The sequence below is a fragment of the Streptococcus mitis genome (assembly GCF_905187495.1).
Taxonomy (GTDB): Bacteria; Bacillota; Bacilli; order Lactobacillales; family Streptococcaceae; genus Streptococcus; species Streptococcus mitis_CU.
In genome coordinates this window covers 82,956-108,955 of record NZ_CAJJIB010000008.1, presented here as the reverse complement: position 1 = coordinate 108,955, position 26,000 = coordinate 82,956, and the positions used below count along the sequence as shown (strand labels likewise).

Sequence of the window (26,000 nt, the reverse complement as noted above, 5' to 3'; positions counted from 1 at the left end):
AAAGATAACACATTACTATATTTATTTGTTGTTTAAAGTTATTTTTTACATCAAAGTATCATATATTAACAATTCATGTTATGTTGGAGGAATCTATTTATGTTTAATTTTAAAGGACGATATGTTCGTCAATCGCAGGTGGAGAAATTCACACGTTACAGTATTCGTAAGGTTAGTTTTGGTGCGGCTAGTGTGGCTGTAGCTACTGGACTGTTTTTCCTTGGTGGAGGAAGCGTCCAAGCGGCTGAACAAATTACTAACCCAGAACCTACAGAAGTTCAAAATCCTCAAAATCTAAATGATAAGTCTTCGGAAACCTCTAAGGAAGTTACTGGACAAGGATCTGTTACTGCTAAAGAGCCCGATGGACAAAATAATACTTATGTAAAGGAGTCTGCTAGTGACAAACAAGCCAGTGAAGCTGAAACTTCAAATGTAGTGACGGAAAAAGTTGCTATTAATACAGCATCGTTAGAAGATTTAGTTGCTAAAGCTGAAAGTAGATTGAGTCAATTAACTGAAGGAAAGAAAACAAAATCAGTCATTGATGATGCTAAAAATTTGGTTCATAAAGCAAAAGAGCTTTTAAATGATGATACAAAAACACAGTCAAACGTTGATGCACTTGCTAAACAACTTTCAAGTAGCCTTATCATTTTAAACAGTATCAATTCAGAAGCAACTGAAGAAGAAAAAGTAAACCAAAACCAAGATTCTAGAAATGGACAAGCTATCCCTGGTAAAGGGGAAAGTGAGTTTAGAGCTGATTCATCTAGTAACGGTGCTACAACTACAGGAACTAGTGATACAATCACACCAACAAATCCAGCGCAACCAACTGCGAAAAATATTATCGGAAGCACAAGTACAGTATCACGAGAAAACTTTACTGGTTGGGATACTTATACAATGCCGTTCGGGAGTCGCCATCCAGGTCAAGGTGATTTAGGTGTTAATACTCCAGAGAAAATAGCAGATGCTGCTGACTTAGAGTTTAGAGTGTTCTCTGATCAAAGAGCTGGTACAAGACCTAGTCCTGGACCATCTAACTATACTTATGATGGTAAAGAGAGTGATGTAAAGGCTCGTATTGACTATGGATTGAAACTTCCTGCTGAAGAAGTCCAAAAAATTATAGAAGAAGCTCCACTATGGCGTGGAAAGCTAAGATATAATGGAACTAGTATTTCAAGTCAAATCCCAGCAACTTACTATGGAAATGGACCTTATGAATATCTGCTTTCTAGTATCTATAAACTTGGATATGAACAAGGTATTGATAAAGTATACATTAAAGATGTAAGTAAACGTATTGAAGTAACAGAAGCTGCTAAAAAGGCTGGTTGGACTGTTTCAGATTTCAATGTGTCCAATTTCCCGAATGGTTTATTTTATGACAAAGCAACAGATAGTGTGCAAGGGGTTGTAACACATAGAAGTCCATTTAACTATCAACAAGTAAAAGCTCGAGTAACGTTTAAAAATACTATTACTGGTAAAAGTGTTACGATTCCACTAGATGATCATAGATTTGGTGGAACAGCATGGAAAGATGGAACACCACCAACACTAGAAATTAACGATACTGTTAAAGAAGGGAAAGTTGGAGAAGCACTAACTGTTCCAGTAGAATATAGAGATGCTGGAGCTTCGCATGCTGGGGTACCAAATGATAGAAGAGTTTCTTATACTTTAACGAATGAAAATGGAACCCCAATTGGACGTACAACTACAATTACAGAAACTGTAGGACGTGCTATTCTGGGTGTTTCTGGAGCGAAGATTACAGGAACGACAGGTACTGGTGCTGCTACTCCTACAGAATTAACAGGAAATGAGACAAAAATTCCAGGTGTAGGTTTTACAATTGCATCAGCTGATATGACTGAGAATAATCCGAATGGATTCAAAGGAACACCAACTGAAGCTGGGATTTACAGAGTTTCAATTTATGCAAGAGATTATCAAGAGACAAATGCTAATGAGGCATACGCACACGCAACCTTTAAAATTGCACCTGAAGTGACAATAAAAAATATTCATGCTTACGATACAGAAGTTCCGATTACAATTTCTAAAGGGGCTTCAGAAGCGACAATTACATTACCAGATGGAACAAATACAAAAATTGTTGCTAAAGATGGTAAATGGGTTGTATCAGAAACAACAAATACTGCTGTAAACGTCAATGATGAAATTGGTACAGTTGGTGAAACTTTCAATCTAAAAGTTCTTCCAACAGCAACAGCAAATGCCGCAACAGATACGATTAACGTAACTGCAAATAGTGAAAATATCACAGCAACGTTTACACGTGCCGAAGTAACATTAAAAACGCAACTAGGAGAAAATGTAGCAGCAACATTCAATAAAACTAGTGGTCGTTGGGAATTATCTGGTGAGACTGCTGAGAAGAAAACTCCTAACAGTGACGGTACAACAACATGGTTAAAACGTGACCTATATGTTGATGTGAATAAAGATGGAGAAACAATCTTTAATGTTTACGAATATACTCGTACATTAAACGCAGAAGGAAAAGTTACAGCCGTTAATAATGTATCTCGTACATTAACGACGTATAAAAAAGAAAATACGGCGAACAGTTCAGCAGATTCAGCAACTGATACTAATAAAGGAATGGTTGTAACTGTTAAATATGATAAAGGATTAAATAAATGGTCTGCTGATGATAATTCTACTGTAACAGCAACAAAAACTGGAGATAAGTGGACGATTTCAACTACATCAGGATTTAAAGGAACAGTTGATGCAGTAGAAACAGCAAGTTCTTCAGATAAAGCGTCTATATTAAATGATGCTCCGTCTATTAGCTCAAGTTTATATACTACTGTAAAAGGTGCTACAGTAGATTTAGTAAAACAAAAATCAGCTGCAGTAACAATTACAGATACAGAAGATGATGCGACAACTGCTCCAAATAAAAAGGAAACAACAGTTACAAAAGTAACGTTAACATCTCCTTCAGGAAAAGTAACAGAATATAGAAGTGCAGCAGAAGCAGCAACTGTTAAATTATCAGAAGTAGGTACTTACACAGTTAAAGTTGAAGTAAAAGATAGTAACGGAAATATCGTTACTGCAGATACTGAAACGGATACTGGAACAAATAAAGGTGCCGAAACTGCAGTGAATTCAACTACTTATACAATTACGGTGAAAGATCAAGAAACGAATAAATTGTATACAGTTGAAGATGATACTGTAACAAATGATCAGTTGAAAGAAAAAGTAAATCCTACAGTTGTAGACGGCTTTACTCCAACTAAAAATGATATTGCAGATATTCCTACAACAGCTAAAAAAGCTGGTCAAATACTAGAAGTAGCAGCAACAGTAAATTATACAAAAGGAACTGAAACAATTCCTGTAGAAACTAAAGTAGATGTTGTAGTTTTACCAAAAGTAGAACCAACAGGTGTAACAGTTCCTAAAGATAGCACTAGTTTAGATGAAGCAGTTAAAGCGAAAGCAGTAGAAGCAGCAACTGCAGTTCCAACTGATAAATTGCCAGATGGTGTAACTGTAAGAGTTAAAGAAGTTAAAGCAGGAACAGTACCGGAAACAACAGCAACTGGAGTACAAAAGCCAGCAACAGCAGTTGTAGAGTATGTAAAAGATGGTAAAGTAGTTGCAACTAGAGAAGTAACAGTCCCAGTAACAGTAGTAGGTTCAACAGCTAAGAAATTAGTAGTATTTGAAGGGGACACTGTTACAAAAGATGATGTGAAAGGTGCTGTAACACCAGGTACAGACGGAACAAAAGGTGAACCTGTCATTGCTGAAGATATTACTGCTAAAGCAGGAAATAAAGAAGCGACAATCCCGGTAACATATGATAATGGTAAGTTAACCGAAACTGTGAAAGTTCCAGTAACAGTTTTACCAAAACCAGAAGCAGATGAAATTCTTGTTCCTAAAAATGGTGACAAAGATAAAGCAAAAGAAAAAGTACTTGCTCAAGCTGAAAAAGCGATTGCTGATGGAACATTTACAGGTAAACTACCACAAGGTGCTAGAGTTGAGATTGATAAAACAGCTACAGTAACAGTTCCTGACTTAACAGATGATACTGAAGTGGATGTGACTGTTAAATACATTGTAGATGATGAAGAGAAAACAACAACTGTTAAAGTACCAGTTACAGTAGTTGAAGGTATACCACAAATCGTCCCAGTTGATGAAAACAACAAACAACCAGATCCAGAAAAGAGCATTGATAAAACAGATTATCCAGAAGGATCTACATTTAGATATAAGACTCCAGATGGGCAAACATCTCCAATCGATGTAACAACAACTGGTGATAAGAATGTGATTGTTGAAGTACTTGATCCACAAGGAAATACAATCGTTGAAGTACCAGCAACTGTACGTGTAGTTGATAGTACACCACAATTTGTAGTAGCAAATCCAGCTAAGAAACAACCTGAAGCGAAAGATAGTGTTACACCAGGAGAATATCCAGATGGCACAATATTTGAATACAAAACACCAGTAGATACAACAACTGCAGGTGAAAAAGATGTAACTGTTGTAGCTAAGTTAAATGGTCAACCAATTGCAGAAGTTCCTGCGAAAGTAGTAGTTGTAGATCCTAAGACACAATACGTAGTAGCAGATCCAAGCAAACCACAACCGGATGCAGCTAAGAGCATTGATCCAGAACAATACCCAGAAGGAACAACATTTGAGTATAAGACTCCAGTAGATACAACAACACCAGGAGAAAAAGATGTAGTTGTCATTGCAAAAGATGGAAATGATACACTTGTAGAAGTACCAACAAAAGTGAAAGTTGTACAAGGTTACCCACAAATTGTTCCAGTAGATGAAGGTAAGAAACAACCATCACCTGAAGATAGCATTGATTCGAATGATTACCCAGATGATGCAACATTTGAGTATAAAGAAGAAGTAGATACATCTAAACCAGGTGATAAGAAAGTTACCGTTGTTGTGAAACAAGGGGATAAGGTATTAGTTGAAGTGCCATCTACAGTTCGTGTAGTGGAAGGTTATCCTAAATATGTACCAGTAGACCCAGCTAAGAAACAGCCAGATCCAAAAGAAAACATTAATCCAAATGATTTCCCAATTGGAACAACATTTGAATATAAAGATAACACTCCAGTAGATACAACAACACCAGGTGATAAACCTGTAACGGTAGTAGCTAAGCTGAATGGACAACCAATTACAGAAATTCCAGCGACAATTGTAGTAGTAGAACCTAAGACACAATATGTCCCTGTGAATGCTGAAAATGATAAGAAACCAAAACCAAAAGATAGCATCACTCCAGATGATTATCCAGAAGGTTCAACATTTGAATACAAAACTCCAGAAGGACAAGCAACTCCATATGATGGAACAACACCGGGTGAAAAAGATGTTACTGTAGTCGTGAAAGATTCGGATGGAGATACAATTGTAGAAGTACCTGCGAAGATTAAAGTCGTTCAAGGTAAAGAACAATTAACTCCAGTAAATGCTGAAGATAAAGATAAACCTAAAGCTGAAGATAGTATCACACCAAGTGACTATCCAGAAGGTTCAACGTTCGAATACAAAGTTCCAGAAGGACAAATAACTCCATATGATGGATCAACACCAGGTGATAAACCAGTTACTGTAGTTGTAAAAGATAAAGATGGGAAAGTGTTAGTAGAAGTTCCAGCTACTATTAAAGTAGTTGAAACAAAACCAACACCAATTGAAACACCTGTAACAAATACGCCGTTAAGAGAAGAAGACTATATTAGAGGTCTAAATATTCCAGACGGAGCAACAGCTAAAGTAGGAGACTTACCGGATTTAACAACACCTGGAGAAAAAACTCCTGTAAAAGTAACGATTACATTACCAAATGGTAAATCTTATACTGTAGATATTCCTGTAACAGTCACACCAATTAAGGAAATCGAAACACCAGTTACAACAGAAAAACTGACTCCAGAGGATGTATTAAAACAAATTAAAGTACCAGAAGGAGCAACTACTAAGGTAGGAGATCTTCCAGACTTAACAACGCCAGGTAAGAAAGATCCAGTGAAGGTAACAGTAACATTACCAAATGGCAAAGTAGTGACAGTGGATGTTCCAGTAAATGTAACGCCTATTAAGGAAATCGAAACACCAGTCACAACAGCTAAATTGACTCCAGAGGATATTTTAAAACAAATCAAAGTACCAGAAGGAGCAACAACTAAGGTAGAAAACATTCCAGACTTAACAACGCCTGGTAAGAAGGATCCTGTAAAAGTAACGATTACATTACCAAATGGAAAAGTGATTACAGTAGAAGTGCCGGTAAATGTAACACCAATTAAGGAAATCGAAACACCAGTCACAACAGCTAAATTGACTCCAGAGGATATTTTAAAACAAATCAAAGTACCAGAAGGAGCAACTACTAAGGTAGGAGATCTTCCAGACTTAACAACGCCAGGTAAGAAAGATCCAGTGAAGGTAACAGTAACATTACCAAATGGTAAAGTAGTGACAGTAGACGTACCAGTAACAGTAACACCAGTTAAGGAAATCGAAACACCAGTAACGAAAGATAAATTGACTCCAGAAGATATCTTAAAACAAATCAAAGTACCAGAAGGAGCAACAACTAAGGTAGAAAACATTCCAGACTTAACAACGCCTGGTAAGAAGGATCCTGTAAAAGTAACGATTACATTACCAAACGGTAAAGTTGTGACTGTAGAAATTCCAGTAAATGTTACACCTATTGAAGATATTGTTAAAAAACAAGGAGATCCAATTACTGCTGAGGATGTTGAAAAACACATTCCAAAAGGAGTAAAAATTATCAATATTGGTGATAAACCTACAACAGATACTCCAGGTGAAAGACCAAGTATCCCAGTAGTGATTGAATTACCAAATGGAATTCGCGTAACGATGAACATTCCAGTAATCGTAACACCGAAAGTAACACCTGTAGTAGTTCCAGTAGGGACACCAGTTACGCCAGAAGATGTTAAGAAACACGTAGAATTGCCAAAAGGATGGAAAGTAACAAAAGTAGGAGAAATTCCAACAACAACTACACCAGGAACAAAACCAGTCGTTTCAGTAGAGATTGAATTACCAGATGGTCGTAAGATTACTGTCGATGTACCAGTCATCGTTACGCCAACCGTAAGACAAATTGTTGTACCACAAGGAACTACAATCACACCAGACGATGTGAAAGGACATATTGATCTTCCAAAAGAACCAGGATGGGAAATTGTCGAAGTAGGAGAAATCCCAACAACAATTCCAGCTGGAGTGAAACCAAGTGTTAAAGTGAAGATTAAAGTTCCTACTGGAGAAATTGTTGAAGTAGAGGTACCAATTATCGTAACACCGACAGTAACTCCTATTGTAGTGGAAGTTGGAACACCGATTACTGAAGATGAAGTGAAAAAATATGTAGATCTTCCTGAAGGTTGGAAAATTACTAAAGTTGGAGAAATTCCAAAAACAAATACACCAGGTGATAAGCCATCTGTAACGGTTGAGATTGAATTACCTGATGGACGTAAAGTGACAGTAGAAGTTCCTGTGAAAGTAACTCCTAAATCTAATCATGGTAATAGTCAAGGTAACAATGGTAGTTCAACTATTCATATCGTAACACGTTATCAAGATGGTGATGGTAAAGAAATTTCTCCAGAAGAAAATGGTAGCCATGAACCTAAGACTTTAGAAGGTTATGAATATATTAGTACTAAAACAGATAAAAATGGCAATGTGATTCATACCTATAAAAAAGTAGCTACCCCAACTCGCTCTGAGCAACCTGTTTCGCCAGTTCGTCCTACAGATCCAGATAAACCAGTAGTTACTCCAACTCAGGTAAGTCGAACAGAATCAAATCAGGCAGTTAGTGAAACAACCGTAGCCAATGACAAGAAGGAATTACCAAATACTGGTACAGACGATAAGAACATTTTATCTAGTCTTGGACTTCTTGGAATGTTGGGTGCATTCGGACTTGTAGCTCGTAAGAAAAAAGAAGACTAAGAAAGAAACTTCCTTTCTAAAGTTCGATAAAAAATAGACTGAGGTGAAAACTTCAGTCTATTTCTTTTGGATATGAAAATATCCTCTGGCAAGAACCAGAGGATAAGAGTATTATTTCATTGTTGGGAAGAGCAATACGTCACGGATAGTAGTTGTATCAGTGAGAAGCATGCAGAGACGGTCGATACCAATTCCCAAACCACCTGTTGGTGGCATACCGTATTCAAGAGCTTCAATGTAGTCATAGTCGATGCCTGTCGCTTCATCATCACCAAGTTCTTTGGCTTTAGCTTGGGCTTCGAAACGGCTAAGCTGATCGATTGGGTCGTTGAGCTCAGTAAAGGCATTACCGTACTCCTTAGTCATGATGAAGAGCTCGAAACGGTCAGTAAAGCGTTCGTCCTCAGGATTCTTCTTAGCAAGTGGAGATACAGCTACTGGATGTCCATAGACAAAGGTTGGTTGGATCAAAGTTTCTTCAACAAACTCTTCAAAGAAGGCATTGATAATGTGACCAACTTCAGTGTAGTGTTTCTCAACTGGAACTTTCTTCTCAGCAGCGATAGCTTTGGCTTCCTCGAAAGTCATGTCTTGCCAGAAATCGACACCAGTAATTTCTTTGATAGCATCCACCATATGAACACGTTTAAATGGCTCGTTAATCTTGATTTCAGTACCTTGATAGTTGACTGGACCATCGCCTTTGACTGATTTAGCAGCGTGTTGGATAATGCCTTCCGTCAAGTCCATGATATCTTGGAAGTCTGCATAAGCTTGGTAAACTTCGATAGAAGTGAACTCAGGGTTATGAGTAGCGTCCATTCCTTCGTTACGGAAGATACGGCCAATTTCGTAGACGCGTTCCATACCACCGACGATAAGGCGTTTCAAGTGAAGCTCAGTTGCGATACGAAGCACCATATCAATGTTTTGGGCATTGTGGTGGGTGATAAATGGACGGGCTGCCGCACCACCAGCTTCGTTGTGAAGAACAGGTGTTTCCACTTCAAGGAAACCTTTTTGATCAAGGTAACGACGGATTTCAGAAATGATTTTTGAACGAGTGACAAAGCGCTCAAAGCTTTCACGGTTAGAAATCAAGTCAAGGTAACGTTTACGGTAAATTGTTTCAACGTCTGTCAAACCGTGGAATTTCTCAGGGAGTGGGCGAAGTGCTTTAGACAAGTGAGTGATGTGAGTAGCTTTGATAGAGAGTTCTCCCATATCTGTACGCATCACTTCACCTTCGACACCAAGGAAGTCACCAAGGTCTGCTTTTTTGAAGATTTCATAGTTTTCTTCACCGACAGCATCCTTACGAACGTAAATCTGGATTTGACCTTCGCGGTCTTGAAGGTGGGCAAAACCTACTTTACCTTTACCACGTTTGGTTACCAAGCGTCCTGCGATAGTAGCTGTTTCGTTTTTATCATGTAATTGTTCTTTATCGAGGTCGGCATATTTATCTTTTAATTCTTGTGAATTTGCAGTGCGTTCAAAGCGTTTTCCGAAAGGATCGATTCCTTGTTCACGAAGCGCAGCCATTTTTTCACGGCGAACGATCTGCTGGTCATTTAGTTCTTCCATATGTTCTGTTGACATGGGATCCTCCTAGTTTTACTCAAAATTGAATACGATGAGTCATTTTTTGCGATACTCCCATTTTATCATAAATAGCCAAGAAATTCACGGATAATCTTTCAAAACTAAAAAGAACTTGACGCTAAAATCAAGTTCTGTTATTGATAGGAAGTATCATTCCAAGTATCGAGAGTAAATGTTTCAAAATCATGGGTTTCTAGAATGGTCAGGCTGGCATTTGCTAGACCGCCATCTTTACGAAGAAGAGGTTCTTTATAACCTAGGAGAGTACGAAGACTAGCAGTAAGATTAGCGCCGTGACCGACAATTAGAATACGCTCAGCTGGACTATCTTTTAATGATTTGATAAATTGGATGGTCCGTTGCGTGGTGCTATAGAGGGATTCGGCTCCAAACATTTGAGTGTCAAATTGAGCAAGATTAGATCGAAAAGCTTTGATTTGTTGCGGGTAAATAGCTTCCAAGGTTGCGATTTTCAAACCTTCTAACTTCCCCAGCTGCCATTCACGGAGATTAGAAACACTTTCTAAAGGACAGGGTGTCTTGAGTTGACTTTGGATAATCTCAGCAGATTTGACCGCTCGAGGTAAATCACTTGAATAAATCTGATCGAAAGGAACATCCTTGAGATACTGCCCTAGTTGTTTTAGGGTGTCAATAGATTCAGGAAGAAGGGGAGAATCTCCGCTAGCACCTTGAAAGCGTCCTTCTTGGTTCCAGACTGTACGACCGTGGCGGACAAAGTAGAGTTTCATTACTTACTGTCCTCCAAGATATCTGCAAAGTCAGCTTTTACAAAGCTAGCCAAGTCTTGTGGTGCGACGATAATGCTGTGACCAACTTCTCCAGCAGAGACAATCATTTGATCCAAGTCTAGAGCGATCTTATCGATAAAAATGGGGTAATTGTGTTTCTGACGAATTCCGACAGGATTATTGGCTCCATGAATGTAACCAGTTGTTTTTTCCAAATCCTTTTGGGGAATCATGCTCACTTTTTTATTGCCAGAAATTTTAGCTAGTTTCTTTTCAGACAAGTGTTGAGTGATAGGGACAATTCCGATAATCGGTCCTGTTTTATCTCCCAAAAGAGCCAAGGTTTTGAAAATCTGATCTCGTTCATAATCTTGAGGAAGTTCTCCTTCAAGGGCATTGATTTGAATCCCTTGATGTGGGATACCTGCTTTAGACAGGATTTGTTCCACCAATGTTTTTTTGATTTTTACTTTTTTTGCCATTATTTATATTTATCCTCCAATTGACTCATCCAAATACCAAGCCAGATTCCCAGAGCAAAGAAGAAGGCGATGATGACATACCCAACAAGAGAAATACCAGTGTATTGGATACTTTCAGCGTTTCCTGCATTCGGAATCAAGATCAAAAGAGTACTTGATAGGACGATACCGATGATGAAATGATAGACGCGTGAGTGATAGTTGTTTAAGGCATAATCCATCAATTTTGAAAAAATGATGAGAGTTGCACCTGCCCCGATTCCAATCGGGAAGAAGGTTCCCAAGAGGTCAAAGGTTTTAAAACCAGTCAACATAGGAGCATAGAGACCCAAAATCAAAAGGAGATTTGATGGACTGAGGCCAGGAACTAATACGCCAAGAGCCAGCAGTGCACCAGCTAGGACGAAATTAAGAAAGCTGGCACTTAAGGTTCCAACAACAAAATTTAAGGCATAGAGACCTAGTCCAGAAATGATAAAGGTTGCCCAGAACCAAGCTAAATCAATCTTGTCTCGGTCAGATTCTCGAGTTGATTCTTTTAGAAGGCTAGGAACTGTACCAATGATGGCACCCGCAAAGCTCCATAAGACAAAGACCTGATAATTTTCAAGCAGGTATTCAATCGGGTAAGAAAATAAGCCGATTCCCAGAAGCATACCGATGGCAACTGGAATAAAGTACAAAATATTTTCCTTAAAGTCTTTAAAGGGATGGGCTAGAAAGCCAATCATCCGTTCATAAATTCCTAAGATTGCTGCTAGAACCCCTCCGGAAATTCCCGGTAGGATAAATCCAAGAGCAATCACAATCCCTTTAATAAGGCGTGCTAACCATGAGAGCATATTTTTCCTCCAACTATTTCTATTTCAAAAAATCCTTATTATATTGTATCATAATCAAACACAAAAAGAAAAAGCAAATGCTAAACAAATGCTTTTAAGGTTTTAAAAAGAGTTTTCTAAAGGTTTCTTCTTTGTTTTTTAAGGAAGAGATAACGTTGATATCTAAATCGTGGTCAAAACCAGCAATTTTTCCTTTAGAAGTGTACTGGTGGATGTCGTAATCTAAATCAGTTTTAGGAGTAGCTTCGTAAAATCCTGAGTCAGAACCATAGGAAGGAATCCAAACAGAGGTAAACTTGTCTGTATCAATACTGTGTTCTTCCATGAAGTAAACCCCAACGTAGATGCCGATATTTTTTGCACCCAGTGATTCTAGTTTTGCTCGAAAGGCTTCAACACCTTCGTTCATATTAGACATGGTTTTTTCTTCCACGTCTAGCCAATAGTAACTTGGACTGTATGGAGAAGAGGCGTTATAGAATACCTCAGCAGCTTTTTCCATCTCCTGGACATTTTTTCCGGCTACATAGGCATAGACACCAACTGGGACATTTCGTTTTTGAAACTCAGTGATATGGGTTTTAAAGGCCTTATCAACACCATTAACATAGGAAGCATCGTTCTCTTTGGATGTTTGAGCACCACTATGGACGCGAACAATAGCTCCAGAAATGTTTTGGGAGAGAGTATCGTAATTAATTTCCTCAGGACGTTGCCAACCAGAAACATCAATTACCGGTTTATCTATATTATGTAGCGCTTGCGTTTCTACTTGCGCGATATTTGACTTTGTTTTTACAGGATGGTCCTCAAAACGAGGGCGATTCAGGATTAAAATGAAAATCATAATCCCAAAAAAACCAAACAAAATAAGCGGATTTATTTTCTTTCTCATATCTCATAATTTTACCTTAAAAATGAGAAAAAATCAAAAAAAATACTCAAAAAATGGGTTAATAAAGGACTTTAGAGCATTTTTTCATTCAAGAGCGCGGAATGATTTGAAATATGGTATAATAAAAGGGAATTTCTAGAGAAAAGAGAAGATTATGTCAAATTATGCCATTATTTTAGCAGCGGGTAAAGGGACTCGCATGAAATCTGATTTGCCAAAAGTGTTGCACAAGGTTGCGGGTATTTCTATGTTGGAACATGTTTTCCGTAGTGTGGGAGCTATCCAACCTGAAAAGACAGTAACAGTTGTAGGACACAAGGCGGAATTGGTTGAGCGGGTCTTGGCTGGGCAGACAGAATTTGTGACTCAATCTGAACAGTTAGGAACTGGCCATGCAGTTATGATGACAGAGCCTATCCTAGAATGTTTGTCAGGTCACACCTTGGTCATCGCAGGAGATACTCCTTTAATCACAGGTGAAAGCTTGAAAAACTTGATTGATTTCCACATCAATCATAAAAATGTGGCTACTATCTTGACTGCTGAAACTGATAATCCGTTTGGCTATGGACGAATTGTTCGTAATGACAATGCTGAGGTTCTTCGTATTGTTGAGCAAAAGGATGCTACAGATTTTGAAAAACAAATCAAGGAAATTAATACCGGAACTTACGTCTTTGACAACGAGCGTTTGTTTGAGGCTTTGAAAAATATCAATACCAACAATGCTCAAGGCGAATACTATATTACAGATGTCATTGGCATTTTCCGTGAAGCTGGTGAAAAAGTTGGCGCTTATACTTTGAAAGATTTTGATGAAAGTCTTGGGGTAAATGACCGTGTGGCTCTTGCGACTGCTGAGTCGGTTATGCGTCGCCGCATCAATCACCAACACATGGTCAATGGTGTTAGCTTTGTCAATCCAGAAGCAACTTATATCGATATTGATGTTGAGATTGCTCCTGAAGTTCAAATCGAAGCCAATGTTACCTTGAAGGGGCAAACGAAAATTGGTGCTGAGACTGTTTTGACAAATGGTACTTATGTAGTGGATAGCACTATCGGAGCAGGAGCTGTTATTACCAACTCTATGATTGAAGAAAGTAGCGTTGCTGACGGAGTGACAGTCGGTCCGTATGCCCACATTCGTCCAGGTTCAAGTCTGGGTGCACAAGTCCATATTGGAAACTTTGTTGAGGTGAAAGGCTCTTCTATCGGCGAGAATACTAAGGCTGGTCATTTGACTTATATTGGAAACTGTGAAGTGGGTAGCAAGGTTAATTTCGGTGCAGGAACCATTACAGTCAACTATGACGGTAAAAACAAATACAAAACAGTCATTGGTAACAATGTCTTTGTTGGTTCAAATTCAACCATTATTGCCCCAGTTGAGTTGGGTGACAATTCTCTTGTTGGTGCTGGTTCAACTATTACTAAAGATGTTCCAGCAGATGCTATTGCTATTGGTCGTGGTCGTCAGGTCAATAAAGACGAATATGCAACACGTCTTCCTCACCATCCTAATAATCAGTAGGAGCTTATCATGGAATTTGAAGAAAAAACGCTTAGCCGAAAAGAAATCTATCAAGGACCAATATTTAAACTGGTCCAAGATCAGGTTGAATTACCAGAAGGCAAAGGAGTTGCCCAACGGGATTTGATTTTCCACAATGGGGCTGTCTGTGTTTTAGCTGTAACGGATGAACAAAAACTCATCTTGGTCAAGCAGTACCGCAAAGCCATTGAGGCAGTCTCTTACGAAATTCCAGCCGGAAAATTAGAAGTAGGTGAAAATACAGACCCTATAGCAGCAGCTCTTCGAGAATTAGAGGAAGAAACAGCCTATACAGGGAAATTAGAACTCTTGTACGATTTTTACTCAGCCATTGGCTTTTGTAATGAAAAATTAAAACTATACCGAGCAAGCGATTTGACGAAAGTGGAAAATCCGCGTCCGCAGGATGAAGATGAGACCTTGGAAGTCCTTGAAGTTAGCTTAGAGGAAGCCAAGGAATTGATCCAATCAGGTCATATCTGTGATGCCAAGACGATTATGGCTGTTCAGTATTGGGAATTGCAAAAAAAATAGAGGAGGTCAGTATGGGTAAACCTTTATTAACGGATGAAATGATTGAAAGAGCTAATAGAGGCGAAAAGATTTCAGGTCCTCCTTTGCTAGATGATGAGGAGACAAAAATTTTACCAACCTCTTCTTCCCGTTTTGGTTATGCCAATCCTAAGGATCATGGTTTTAGCCAGGAAACCTTGAAGATTCAGGTCGAACCGTCTATTCATAAAAGCCGTCGCATTGAAAATACTAAGAGAAATGTCTTCAATTCTAAACTGAATAAAATCTTATTTGCAGTCATCTTTCTCTTAATTTTGCTTGTCTTAGCAATGAAACTTTTGTAATAGAAAAGGAATTGAAATGAAAATAGGAATTATTGCGGCTATGCCAGAAGAACTGGCTTATCTGGTCCAGCATTTAGACAATGCCCAGGAGCAAGTTGTTTTAGGCAATACCTATCACACAGGAACCATTGCTTCTCATAAAGTCGTTCTTGTAGAAAGTGGAATTGGTAAGGTCATGTCTGCTATGAGTGTGGCGATTTTGGCTGATCATTTTCAAGTGGATGCTTTGATTAACACAGGATCAGCTGGGGCAGTAGCAGAAGGAATTGCTGTTGGAGATGTTGTGATTGCTGACAAATTAGCCTATCATGACGTGGATGTCACAGCTTTTGGTTATGCTTATGGACAAATGGCGCAACAACCACTTTATTTCGAATCAGACAAAACCTTTGTTGCCAAAATTCAAGAGAGTCTATCTCAATTGGACCAGAACTGGCATCTTGGTTTGATTGCTACAGGAGATAGTTTTGTTGCAGGAAATGACAAGATAGAAGCGATTAAGTCCCATTTTCCAGAAGTTTTAGCAGTTGAGATGGAGGGGGCAGCTATTGCTCAGGCAGCGCATGCTCTTAATCTTCCAGTTTTAGTCATCCGAGCTATGAGTGACAATGCCAACCATGAAGCAAACATCTCTTTTGATGAGTTTATTATCGAAGCTGGACGTCGCTCTGCCCAAGTCTTACTAGCCTTTTTGAAGGCCTTAGATTAAGCGGAAATTTGACAGTTTATCTAGCTTATGATAAGATTTAAGTAAAGAAAAGCTAGAAAACGTTTCAGAGGATATTATGAGTATTGAAATGACCGTCAGTGAGATTGCAGAGGTCTTAGGATTATCTCGCCAAGCAATCAATAACCGTGTCAAAGAATTACCAGAAGAAGACACAGATAAAAATGACAAAGGGGTAACAGTCGTTACCAGAAGTGGCTTGATTAAGCTAGAAGAAATCTATAAAAAAACGATTTTTGAAGATGAGCCTGTCAGTGAGGATGTCAAGCAACGTGAGTTGATGGAGATTCTGGTTGATGAGAAGAATGCAGAAATTCTCCGCCTTTATGAACAATTAAAAGCCAAGGATCGCCAGTTATCAGAAAAAGATGAGCAGATGCGTATCAAAGACCGCCAGATTGCTGAGAAAGACAAACAACTCGATCAGCAGCAACAATTGACCCTTCAAGCCATGAAGGATCAAGAAAATCTTAAGCTAGAGCTGGACCAAGCAAAAGAAGAAGTCCAATCCACTAAGAAAGGCTTTTTTGCTCGTTTATTTGGAGGATAATCAAGGAGCTGTTTAGGTTAAATGCTAACCTGATGGCTTCTTTTGTTTCTAAATAGTATAGTTGCTCAAGTAATACTCAATGAAAATCAAAGAGCAAACTATGAAACTAGCCGCAGGTTGCTCAAAGCACTGCTTTGAGGTTGTAGATAAGACTGACGAAGTCAGTTACATATATCTACGGCAAAGCGAAGCTGACGCGGTTTGAAGAGATTTTCGAAGAGTATAAAATAACAGTATAGGAGAGGTAGAAAATGGAACGATTAGCAGATTACATTGCTTTTGATTTAGAATTTAATCAGCATGAAGGACAAACACACTTGATTCAAGTATCGGCAGTCCGTTTTAGAGATGGTCAGGAAATCGATGCCTATGATTCCTATGTCCATACTAGTGTGCCTCTAAAGAGTTTTATCAATGGTTTGACTGGAATTACAGCTGAAACCTTAAAAGATGCTCCTCCAGTGGAGAAAGTTATAAAAGATTTCCAAGAGTTTGTGGGTTCTTTACCCATGGTTGGCTACAATGCTGCTAAAAGTGATTTGCCTATTCTAGCAGAGCATGGTTTAGACTACAGTCAGCAGTACAAGGTGGATTTGTATGACGAAGCTTTTGAACGTCGGAGTTCGGATTTACATGGTATTGCTAATCTCAAATTGCAAACCGTTGCCTCGTTTCTTGGATTTCAAGGTCAGTCTCATAATAGCTTAGAGGATGCTCGTATGACAGCGCGTGTTTACGAGTCATTTCTAGAGTCAGACCAAGCTAGAGAATTGTTAGAGACAGAAAGTAGTCTTTCAAACAATCCTTTTGGAGGCTTGGATTTGTCTCAATTATTTGACTAGGAGTGCCTATGAAACCTGAAAAACCTAAAAATCTAGGTTTTAAGCAGATATACTTTAATCTAGATAAAATACTTTTTCTATTTTTCTTGACTTTTATGATGATTGAGTTTGTCTGGTTACCGTCAAATTCTTGGATTGCTGGACTTTTGCTCCGTCAGACAGGTTATCTCTTTCTATCTTACAATAATATTTTTGCCATTATAAAAGGTTCTCCCTTTGTTAGTCTTGCATTATTTATTCTGGTAATCGTTAATTTACTGGTCGCCTATTACCAGATAGGACTTCTCTTTATTGGAGCCCGGCACCTACTCTATCATGAAAAGAGAACTTTGCTGGAGTACAGTCGTAAGGTCTTTCGCCAAAGTTTCTTGTTTATGAAGCAAGTGACACTTTCAAAGATAGCCTTTATCTTCTTTTATGTCATGATGCTCTTTCCATTGATTCGAAAGATTTTAAAGATTTACTACCTCAATAAAATCGTCATTCCGGACTTTATCATTGATTATATAGAAGACAAGTATTGGCTAGTAGGTATAGTGGTTACTATTCTGGCTTTACTTCTATTTTACATTTCAGTGCGTTTCATGTTTGCTCTACCTCAGCTTTTATTTGAGAAAAAAACAGTCAAAGAAGCGGTCAGATACAGTCTAGAAAAGACAAGAAAGCACTCCTGGTTTTATATTTGGAACTTGCTTTGGATTATCGTCAAAACCTACCTATTTTTCATTCTTTTATTGATTCCAATATTAGCAAGTCAGGTACTGATGGATGGTCTGACCCATAAGGAATCTCTTGTGTTGGGAATTATCAACTTTGTTTTAATCAAGAATTTCCACTATATGGCCTTGACTTACTTTCTCATTAAGTTTGTTTCCTTCTTGACAGGAGAAGAACTAGAAATCACACCAAGGAGAAAGAAAGACCACTGGATGAGATGGGGAGTGATGGGATGTGCAGCTATCTTTTTCGCTCTTGAGGGATATGTTTATTTAGAAGCTCCAGTCGCCAATAAACCTTTGATTATCTCTCACAGGGGAGTATCTAATAAGAATGGTGTGCAAAATACAGTCCAATCTTTAGAAAAGACAGCCCAACTAAGTCCAGATTTCGTTGAGACAGATGTTCAGGAAACAAAAGATGGTCAGTTTGTCATGATGCATGATGCCAATATCAAGAATCTGACAGGAGTTAATGCCAATCCTCAGGATCTCACTTTGGAAGAATTAACCAAACTTGATATTTCAGAAAATGGCTATCACAGCAAGGTGTCTAGTTTTGATGACTATCTCAATAAAGCCAATGAATTACATCAAAAACTTCTTATTGAAATTAAAACCAGTCGAAAAGATAGCCCAGATATGATGAAACGCTTTATGGAAAAATATGGAACTGTTCTTAAGCAGAATGGTCACCAAATGCAATCCTTGGACTACCATGTGATTGACCAGGTTTTAGCCTACGATACTCAAATTCCAGTCTTTTTAATCCTACCTTATAATAGTATTTTTCCAAGAACCAAGGCCACAGGTTATACTATGGAGTATTCAACCTTGGATGAAAATTTTGTCAACAAGCTTTGGAATACCGATCAAAAATTGTACGTGTGGACCATCAATAGTTCAGAGTCCTTTGATAAATCTGTTCATTTGGGTGCAGACGGCATGATAACGGATGACTTGGAAATGATTCAAGATCAGGTTACCATTGCCCAAGAAGACCCAGAGTATACGGATTTACTGTTCAAACAGGCCATGGAATTCTTTAATTTTTAGTAAGCAAAAAGAGGAACAGTTGTTCCTCCCATGATAGGCAAGTATTCTCTTGAATGCTTGTTTTTCTTATGCTTAGAATGGCAATTTTCCAGCGAAAGCACCTAATTTTTTCTTGGTAGTTTCATCGATTTGTTCAAGAGCAGAGTTGATGGCTTGAACAGTCATATCAGAAAGAGTTTCAAGATCTTCAGGGTCAACGACAGCTGGATTGAAGTCAATGCTGACAACTTTTTTGTCACCTGTTAAGGTAGCTTGAACAAGGTCTTGAGCAGATTTGCCAACAAATTGCATAGCAGCAAGTTCTGCTTGACTTTGTTCCATTTGTTTTTGAAGTTTTTGTGCTTGGCGCATCATGTTTTGCATGTTCATCATGGTGATTTATAGTTTCCTTTTATCTTATTTTCTTTTTTATTTTATCAATTTTAACGTTAAAAGTCTAATCTTTTTCTGAGTGAATTCATCAAGTATCGATAGAAATGTAGATAGAATAAAAATATAGGATAGATATTCTAAGAGCATAAGAATATTTATCCTATATGTGTTTATGAAAAGTTGCTAGATATTTTATGAGCTAGTTTAAGAGTCTACCAAGACTATTCTACCTTATAGAAAAATCCCTCAGTACTACCATTGATAAGTTGGTGTCCAAACCATAAGCGGTCTTGTGTGATATCAGATGAGTCGGTATAGCCATTATCTGTAGAAGAGGTGACAGACATAGTTAAAGAAACTCCAGCTGGTAAAAAGGCAATAGCTGTACCAGCACCTCCATCTTTAGAAACAGAATTTGCCTTAAGATAGTGGTCAATTTCTTTAGCATGTTCAATTGAAATTTTAGACTTATCACTTACTAAACCATTTTTGTCGAAAGTAAATTCAATACCTGAACGATTCCTCCAAGTTCCTGAGACACTAGAAAAATCCCCATTTTGAATTGCAGAAATATCCATCCCTTTGCTTTCTGACGGAAGGCTAGTTTCTCCATTTATGAGACTTGTGACAGACTTCCAAGAGAAAGATCTTATATCAAGGGAAGGTGGTTTTGTCCCCAGTCCCTCTTCTGTATCTGATTCGCTAATTAACTCTAACCGTGTTCCATCCTGATTTAACTTGTATAGTTTAACTTGGATTTGATTAGTAGATACACGGGTAGATAATTGGAAATAGCCATTTTCTAAAGGATTAAAATGTACTCGCTCTCCAATAAAATCCAGATTATTTTCTGCATTGGTCAGTCGAATAACTTCCCCATTTTTTAGAGTTCGAATATCTAATAAATCGTAATAGTTAGAATCCGTTTTAAGGGCAACCAAAAGTTCGTCCGTACCATTTTGGTCTAAATCATACAAGCTGTATTGTAGTCCAGAGTATTCTTTAGGATAAGTATTTTTTAAGTTTGCTTTTGAATTGAGCTCTTTAGGTGAAGCTGATGAACCATCTAATACTTTGGCATATTCTTTAAGGACAGGATTATATAGGGTGTAATCATTTTTCTTCTCTTCCGATGTGGAAGTAGGCGAACTGCTACTAGAAGTAGTTGTTTCAGAACTTTCTGAGGAAGTGTTTTTACTCTGAGGTTGGCAAGCTGTTAAAATGGAGATAGCTAAAACACTGATACTGAATAGAAATAATTTTTTCATGTATTTAATCTTGCAATTCTAAGCCTTGGGCATCTTGGTGCCATTTGCTACCAGTTTTGGATGTTAAAACTTGAATAGTAATTATAATATTCCAAATAGCATTTGCTAGTAAAACAAATGGCGTTAAAATAGGAATGATAGCTAGCAGAGTTATGCCGATACGCTTGTATCCTTGTTTAGAATTTCCGATGTAAAAATCGTATCCACCAAGTGCTCCTAAAAATAGGGCAAATAAGGCTGCGGCCAGTTTAGATTTATCACTCACTCCATTTGAATGTTGGCTAGAGCTAGTTGGAGATGTGTTATCTATTTTTGAAACAATATACTCATCACCGTTTTGATAAAATTCTACGTAATCACCTACTTGTGGTTCAAAACCAAAACTTTTTCTTGAAATTGCAGTAAATTGGCCATTATTACCTTTTCCAACATAAACTGTTTCATCTTCAATTTTTATCACTTTGTTCATTTAATTGTCTCCTTAATCTATTTCTATTGTATGTTAAACCCACTCACCGTTGTAATTAACACGATAGCCATCAGGGGTCGTTGTATTGATTGCTAGTGCACCAGATCTATAAGCATAGTACCATTTACCAGATACCTTCATCCAGCCAGTTTTCATAGCGCCTGAGTCTTGAAGATAGTACCAGCTACCGTTATCTTTGACCCAACCTGTCTTCATCGCACCTGAACCGTCGAGATAGTACCAGCTACCGTCTTTTACCCAGCCAGTTTGCATCCAGCCAGAGTTGTCAAAACGATACCAAACACCATTGATTTTTTCCCAGCCATTAGTTGTATAGGAACCGTCGGCGTGTTTGTACCACCAACGAGAACCAGATTGTAGCCAACTACCTGAGATATTAGAATTCGAACCTGATTGAGTTGTTGTGTTAGTATTTGAATTTGTAGAAGGATTTCCGATAGTCACATCTTTTCTAACTTTAAAGACACGTTTTCTTGTATCAGTTAAGTCATCGTAAGGCGAACCAGCTTCTCCAGACATCTCCAAAATATATGTTCCATCTGGAAATTGTTCTGAAACAAAAATATCACCTTTAAATTGATTGCTATAAAATAAAGGTTGTAAAAATTGATCACTGACATCTTTAGTTAAGCCACTAAAAATGACAGCATCGTGACTTTGGTACACAATTTTTCCGGTCGCTTTATCAATCAAAGTAACATTTCCCTTAGCAGCCTTATCACCTCCGTGTTGTAGTGGCTCTGAAAGTCTGCCTTCGAAGCTAAGTCCAAAATAATCAATTTCAACTTTTGTAATTGTTGCCTCTATTTGTTTTTCAGTACTCGTATTCTCGCTAGCTGATACTTGATTAGCTGTGATGACTCCAGTGCCAAGAAGTGATAGAGCTGAGATAGTTGCAAGTGTGAATTTTTTAGTTTGTTTGTGCATTCATTTAATACTCCCTATTTTTATTTGTTGTAAAGTAATCAGTTTGTCCAAAAACCTAGACTTTTTTGGACAAACTTGATAAAATTGAAGTGTAATAATAATCGGTCAAAATGCTTGATTTTAGAACATTTTTTCTAACGAAAACGGTTCTAAAAGAGAATGTATTTCCTGTCCAAAAAATCCTAGGTTTTTTGACAAGAACTATGAATTTTTTATCCAATTATGAAAGGTGCTTTTTGATACTCCTAAGATGTCTGCACCTTCTCGTAAGGTTATTTCTTTTTTCTTATATTGAGCTATCACATTAGGGAGATTATTTGGGACAACCAATTTTGGTCTACCGAATTTCTTCCCTTTTTTCTTTGCCTCTCGTATTCCTTCCATTTGTCTTTGTTTGATTTGTTCTCTTTCAAACTGTGCCACATAAGACAGAACTTGTAAAACGATATCGGAGATTAGTTTTCCTGTGATATTATCATTGCTATTCTTTGTGTTTAATAAGGGGAAATCTAAAACAGTTATATTTACTTTCTTTTTCTTAGTAATTGCTTGCCATTGTTCTAAAATTTCATCATAGTTTCTTCCCAATCTATCAATTGATTTAATAACCAATTCATCATTCTCTTTCAAGGTAGTTAATAATTTTTGATATTCTATTCTGTCAAAATCTTTTCCTGAAACGTAATCAATAAAAATATTCTCTTTTGATAATTTATTTTCTACTAAGGCTGAAAATTGCCTATCAATATTTTGTTCTCTTGTAGATACTCGAACATAACCGTAACGCATAAGGCTACCACCTATCTTTTTATCTCTATTCTAGACAAAAAGAAAACTACCGCCCATAATGAGTGGTAGTTTGGTGTACTCTTTGCTACTGTATTTTTTGCCAAGATTTTGTCTTGGATGCGTGAATAGTAGTGTTGGATAAAAAATCTTAAGGGCTTAAAATCCTTTTAAACCAACCTTTTTGATGTTTACAAAAATTAAAAACAGTATGTTCAATTTTTGCATGTTCATCATGGTGATTTATAGTTTCCTTTTACAATTATTTTCCTTTTTATTTTATCAATTTTGAGATTAAAAGTCTAATCTTTTTCTGAGAGAATCTAAGAATTGTGCTTGGCAGTGGAAAATAAAAGTAGACTTCCTGCGAAACAAAATATGATACAATAAAACTATGAATTATGAAGTAAGTAAACAATTAACTGATGCACGATTTAAGCACCTTGTTGGTGTTCAGCGCACTACTTTTGAAGAGATGTTAGCTGTGTTAAAAACAGTTTATCAACTTAAATACGCAAAAGGTGGACGAACCCCTAAGTTAAGCCTAGAAGACTTCCTCATGGCTACTCTTCAATACATGCGAGAATACCGCACTTATGAACAAATTACGGCTGATTTTGGCATTCACGAAAGCAACTCTTATTCAAAGTGGCTTTACGATTTCAAAAACTCATCTTAGTGCTGAGGATACAACAGAGGTAAAAATCAATCGTCCTAAAAAACCAACTAGCCAATTATTCTGGTAAAAAGAAATGTCATGCTATGAAGGCTCAGGCGATTGTCACAAGCCAAGGGAGAATTGTTTCTTTGGATATTGCAGTGAACTATTGCCATGATATGAAGTTGTTCAAAATGAGTCGCAGAAATATCGGACAAGCTGGTAAAATCTTAGCAGACAGTGGTTATCAAGGGATCATGAAGATGTATTCACAAGCGCAAATTCCGAGGAAATCAAGCAAACTTAAGCCACTAACTCTTGAAGATAAATCCTATAATCATGTGCTATCTAAAGAGAGAATCAAGGTTGAGAATATTTTGGCCAAAGTAAAAACGTTTAAAATGTTTTCAACAACCTAACGAAATCGACGTAAACGATTTGGATTACGAATGAATTTGATTGCTGGAATTATCAACTGTGAACTAGAATTCTAGTTTCGCAGGAAGTCTAATAAAAAAACTTTGTACTCTAGAAACCATCTCGTGGCTAGCTAGAGTGCAAAGTTTTTTTGAGGTTGGAACATGAAAACAGCAGTTAATTTCAAGAAACAAAAAAGAACAGCCGAAGCTGTCTTTTTATCATTATTTGAGACCGTATTTTTTGTTGAAACGATCCACGCGTCCATCTGCTTGAGTGAACTTTTGACGTCCAGTGTAGAATGGGTGTGAGTCTGATGAAATTTCCACACGGATCAATGGGTAAGTTTCGCCTTCGAACTCAACTGTTTCGTTAGAGCGCTTTGTTGAACCGCTAAGGAATTGGTAACCAGTAGTTGTGTCCATGAAGACAACTGGGCGATATTCTGGATGGATATCTTTTTTCATTTTGCAATATTTCCTTTCTGCCATGGTCTCTTTGCGAGCCATAGATTGTTACCATACTAGTCTATCAGATTCTGAAAAGTTTGGCAAGTATTTTATTAGTTTTTAAGCAAGTTTTTTAACTTTTGGTAGATGATTTCGTTTTCTTCTAGGCTATAGGAATTAGCACCACTTGCTAGAGGGTGACCTCCACCATCATGTTCCTTGGCGATTTCATTGATAGGATGGATTTTACTGCGTAAGCGAACGCGGTAGTGGCCATTAGCCTGTTCTACAAAAATTCCCCAGAGACTCACACTGTCAATACGTCCAGGTGCACCGACAATAGCTGCAGTTTCAGCATCGGTAACATTGAATTGTTTCAAGACTTCTTGACTCAGGATAACGCGAGCTGCACCATTTTCATCCACTTCCAGATGGTCGTAGATGTATCCTTGAAGTTTAGCAATTTTGTAACTCATAGTGTCCATTTTGCGAGTGAGAGCCGCAAAGTCAAAGTTCTGTTCTCTTAGATAGGCAGCCAGACGAAGAGTCCGTGCAGTGGTAGAAGGGTAGAGGAAGCGACCTGTATCACCAACAATTCCTGCAAAGAGCAATTCAGCAGCTCGATCTGACAAGGCCAGTTGGGTTGTTTGGGCAAATAGGGTAATCATCTCACTAGCGCTGCTTGAACTAGTATCGACCCAAGACAGGTCACCGTATACATCATCATTTGGATGGTGGTCAATCTTAATGAGAAAATCACCTTGACTATAGCGCTTATCATCAATACGAGCAGTATTCGCCGTATCACAAACGATGACAAGGGAACCTTGGTAAGCACTGTCTTCAACAGAATCCATTTCCGCCATCCAAGTTAGAGTTGGTTCATCAAAACCAACGGCTTTGATGGTTTTTTCTGGGAAATGATGTTTGAGAAGAGCTTTCAATCCCACCTGACTTCCCAAGGCATCTGGGTCTGGTTTCATATGACGATGAATGATAATCGTGTCGTATTCTTTGATTTTTTCTAAAATTTGATGGCAAATTTCCATAAATAACCTCAATTCTTTCTCATTTCATTGTAGCACAAGAATTTTTATTTTTAAAATGAAAAAGATGTGATATAATGGAGAAAGATAAATTGAGGAGGACGATATGGCATTAGCAAAAATTGTATTTGCCAGTATGACCGGTAATACCGAAGAAATTGCAGATATTGTAGCAGACAAATTACGCGACTTGGGCTTGGATGTCGATGTTGATGAATGTACAACTGTTGACGCTTCAGACTTCTTGGAAGCAGACATCGCTATCGTTGCGACCTATACTTATGGTGATGGGGAATTGCCAGATGAGATGATGGACTTCTACGAAGACCTAGCAGATCTCAACTTGAATGGCAAAATCTACGGAGTGGTTGGCTCAGGAGATACCTTCTACGATGAATTCTGTAAGGCTGTCGATGACTTTGACCGCGTTTTTGTAGCGACAGGAGCAGAAAAAGGTTCAGAATGTGTTAAAGTTGATCTTTCTGCTGAGGAAGAAGACATTGAACGCTTGGAACAATTCGCAGAAGAATTGGCTGCTAAAGTAGGATAAGAATAAAACTGCGCTGATGTAATCAATCAGTGCAGTTTTTTATCGTGAGTTGGGATTTTACTAGCCTATTTGGTGGCTTTTTGATACAATAATTCAAATAAAGGAGGAGATT

At 37.9% G+C, this 26,000-nt stretch carries 21 protein-coding genes and 1 pseudogene; 10 read left to right on the top strand and 12 right to left on the bottom strand.

Going from position 1 to position 26,000, the window contains the following annotated elements; translation table 11 throughout:
• Positions 1 to 99 precede the first annotated feature (99 nt).
• On the top strand, positions 100 to 8,046 hold the full coding sequence (locus tag JQ843_RS02160; RefSeq protein WP_203212778.1) for a Rib/alpha-like domain-containing protein: 7,947 nt from the start codon (positions 100 to 102) through the stop codon (positions 8,044 to 8,046).
• Positions 8,047 to 8,157: 111 nt separating this feature from the next.
• Here the strand turns inward: JQ843_RS02160 and lysS are convergent, their stop codons facing one another.
• The 5 genes from lysS to JQ843_RS02135 all read right to left on the bottom strand — a co-directional run bounded on the left by lysS (position 8,158) and on the right by JQ843_RS02135 (position 12,622).
• Positions 8,158 to 9,648, bottom strand: a complete 1,491-nt coding sequence (gene lysS, locus JQ843_RS02155; protein WP_020902752.1) for a lysine--tRNA ligase — start codon at positions 9,646 to 9,648, stop codon at positions 8,158 to 8,160.
• A 137-nt stretch (positions 9,649 to 9,785) separates the two neighbouring features.
• Positions 9,786 to 10,403 (bottom strand): histidine phosphatase family protein, encoded by a 618-nt coding sequence (locus tag JQ843_RS02150; protein ID WP_049547266.1) that lies wholly within the window; start codon positions 10,401 to 10,403, stop codon positions 9,786 to 9,788.
• Positions 10,403 to 10,885 carry an aminoacyl-tRNA deacylase gene (locus tag JQ843_RS02145; protein WP_049500383.1) on the bottom strand — a complete coding sequence of 161 codons (483 nt, stop codon included), beginning with the start codon at positions 10,883 to 10,885 and terminating at the stop codon, positions 10,403 to 10,405. Before JQ843_RS02145 ends, JQ843_RS02150 begins: the two co-directional genes overlap by 1 nt.
• Positions 10,885 to 11,727 carry a DUF368 domain-containing protein gene (locus tag JQ843_RS02140; RefSeq protein WP_203212777.1) on the bottom strand — a complete coding sequence of 281 codons (843 nt, stop codon included), beginning with the start codon at positions 11,725 to 11,727 and terminating at the stop codon, positions 10,885 to 10,887. The genes JQ843_RS02145 and JQ843_RS02140 overlap by 1 nt, the downstream gene beginning before the upstream one ends.
• Positions 11,728 to 11,821: 94 nt before the next feature.
• Complete coding sequence (locus tag JQ843_RS02135) at positions 11,822 to 12,622, bottom strand: glycoside hydrolase family 25 protein (protein WP_078238386.1); 801 nt, start codon at positions 12,620 to 12,622, stop codon at positions 11,822 to 11,824.
• Between the two features lie 154 nt (positions 12,623 to 12,776).
• On the opposite strand from JQ843_RS02135, the gene glmU reads away from it, so the two are divergent.
• The 7 genes from glmU (at position 12,777) to JQ843_RS02100 (ending at position 18,925) form a co-directional block, all read left to right on the top strand.
• Positions 12,777 to 14,156, top strand: coding sequence for a bifunctional UDP-N-acetylglucosamine diphosphorylase/glucosamine-1-phosphate N-acetyltransferase GlmU (gene glmU / locus JQ843_RS02130; RefSeq protein WP_125454426.1), 1,380 nt, complete (start codon positions 12,777 to 12,779; stop codon positions 14,154 to 14,156).
• Positions 14,157 to 14,165: 9 nt separating this feature from the next.
• Complete coding sequence (locus tag JQ843_RS02125) at positions 14,166 to 14,711, top strand: NUDIX hydrolase (protein WP_125454427.1); 546 nt, start codon at positions 14,166 to 14,168, stop codon at positions 14,709 to 14,711.
• Positions 14,712 to 14,722: 11 nt separating this feature from the next.
• Positions 14,723 to 15,034, top strand: a complete 312-nt coding sequence (gene macP / locus JQ843_RS02120; protein WP_000517861.1) for a cell wall synthase accessory phosphoprotein MacP — start codon at positions 14,723 to 14,725, stop codon at positions 15,032 to 15,034.
• Between the two features lie 16 nt (positions 15,035 to 15,050).
• Complete coding sequence (locus JQ843_RS02115; protein ID WP_024057203.1) at positions 15,051 to 15,743, top strand: 5'-methylthioadenosine/adenosylhomocysteine nucleosidase; 693 nt, start codon at positions 15,051 to 15,053, stop codon at positions 15,741 to 15,743.
• A 76-nt stretch (positions 15,744 to 15,819) separates the two neighbouring features.
• Positions 15,820 to 16,311: a chromosome segregation protein RocS gene (rocS, locus tag JQ843_RS02110; protein WP_000021242.1), complete on the top strand. Its 492-nt coding sequence runs from the start codon at positions 15,820 to 15,822 to the stop codon at positions 16,309 to 16,311.
• Between the two features lie 251 nt (positions 16,312 to 16,562).
• Complete coding sequence (locus JQ843_RS02105) at positions 16,563 to 17,153, top strand: 3'-5' exonuclease (protein WP_203212776.1); 591 nt, start codon at positions 16,563 to 16,565, stop codon at positions 17,151 to 17,153.
• Positions 17,154 to 17,161: 8 nt separating this feature from the next.
• Positions 17,162 to 18,925 (top strand): glycerophosphoryl diester phosphodiesterase membrane domain-containing protein, encoded by a 1,764-nt coding sequence (locus tag JQ843_RS02100; protein WP_203212775.1) that lies wholly within the window; start codon positions 17,162 to 17,164, stop codon positions 18,923 to 18,925.
• A gap of 72 nt (positions 18,926 to 18,997) precedes the next feature.
• On the opposite strand, the gene JQ843_RS02095 is transcribed toward JQ843_RS02100, so the two are convergent.
• From JQ843_RS02095 to JQ843_RS02075, 5 genes are all read right to left on the bottom strand, one after another.
• Positions 18,998 to 19,297, bottom strand: coding sequence for a YbaB/EbfC family nucleoid-associated protein (locus JQ843_RS02095; RefSeq protein ID WP_000981526.1), 300 nt, complete (start codon positions 19,295 to 19,297; stop codon positions 18,998 to 19,000).
• A 221-nt stretch (positions 19,298 to 19,518) separates the two neighbouring features.
• Positions 19,519 to 20,565, bottom strand: coding sequence for a DUF6287 domain-containing protein (locus JQ843_RS02090; protein ID WP_203212774.1), 1,047 nt, complete (start codon positions 20,563 to 20,565; stop codon positions 19,519 to 19,521).
• 4 nt (positions 20,566 to 20,569) lie between these two features.
• Positions 20,570 to 21,034, bottom strand: a complete 465-nt coding sequence (locus JQ843_RS02085) for a hypothetical protein (protein ID WP_203212773.1) — start codon at positions 21,032 to 21,034, stop codon at positions 20,570 to 20,572.
• A gap of 33 nt (positions 21,035 to 21,067) precedes the next feature.
• The gene (locus tag JQ843_RS10155; RefSeq protein WP_419991894.1) at positions 21,068 to 21,946 is read right to left on the bottom strand and encodes an N-acetylmuramoyl-L-alanine amidase family protein; all 879 of its coding nucleotides are present in this window, start codon (positions 21,944 to 21,946) and stop codon (positions 21,068 to 21,070) included.
• Between the two features lie 237 nt (positions 21,947 to 22,183).
• Entirely contained in the window at positions 22,184 to 22,771 is a 588-nt protein-coding gene (locus tag JQ843_RS02075; RefSeq protein WP_001268843.1) for a recombinase family protein, read from the bottom strand.
• A 391-nt stretch (positions 22,772 to 23,162) separates the two neighbouring features.
• On the opposite strand from JQ843_RS02075, the pseudogene JQ843_RS02070 reads away from it, so the two are divergent.
• A pseudogene (locus JQ843_RS02070) lies at positions 23,163 to 23,920 on the top strand (transposase family protein).
• Between the two features lie 147 nt (positions 23,921 to 24,067).
• Here the strand turns inward: JQ843_RS02070 and JQ843_RS02065 are convergent.
• Positions 24,068 to 24,310, bottom strand: a complete 243-nt coding sequence (locus JQ843_RS02065; RefSeq protein WP_000710764.1) for a type B 50S ribosomal protein L31 — start codon at positions 24,308 to 24,310, stop codon at positions 24,068 to 24,070.
• 95 nt (positions 24,311 to 24,405) lie between these two features.
• Entirely contained in the window at positions 24,406 to 25,341 is a 936-nt protein-coding gene (locus JQ843_RS02060) for a DHH family phosphoesterase (protein WP_203212771.1), read from the bottom strand.
• A 103-nt stretch (positions 25,342 to 25,444) separates the two neighbouring features.
• On the opposite strand from JQ843_RS02060, the gene JQ843_RS02055 reads away from it, so the two are divergent.
• On the top strand, positions 25,445 to 25,888 hold the full coding sequence (locus JQ843_RS02055) for a flavodoxin (RefSeq protein ID WP_001162125.1): 444 nt from the start codon (positions 25,445 to 25,447) through the stop codon (positions 25,886 to 25,888).
• Positions 25,889 to 26,000 lie beyond the last annotated feature (112 nt).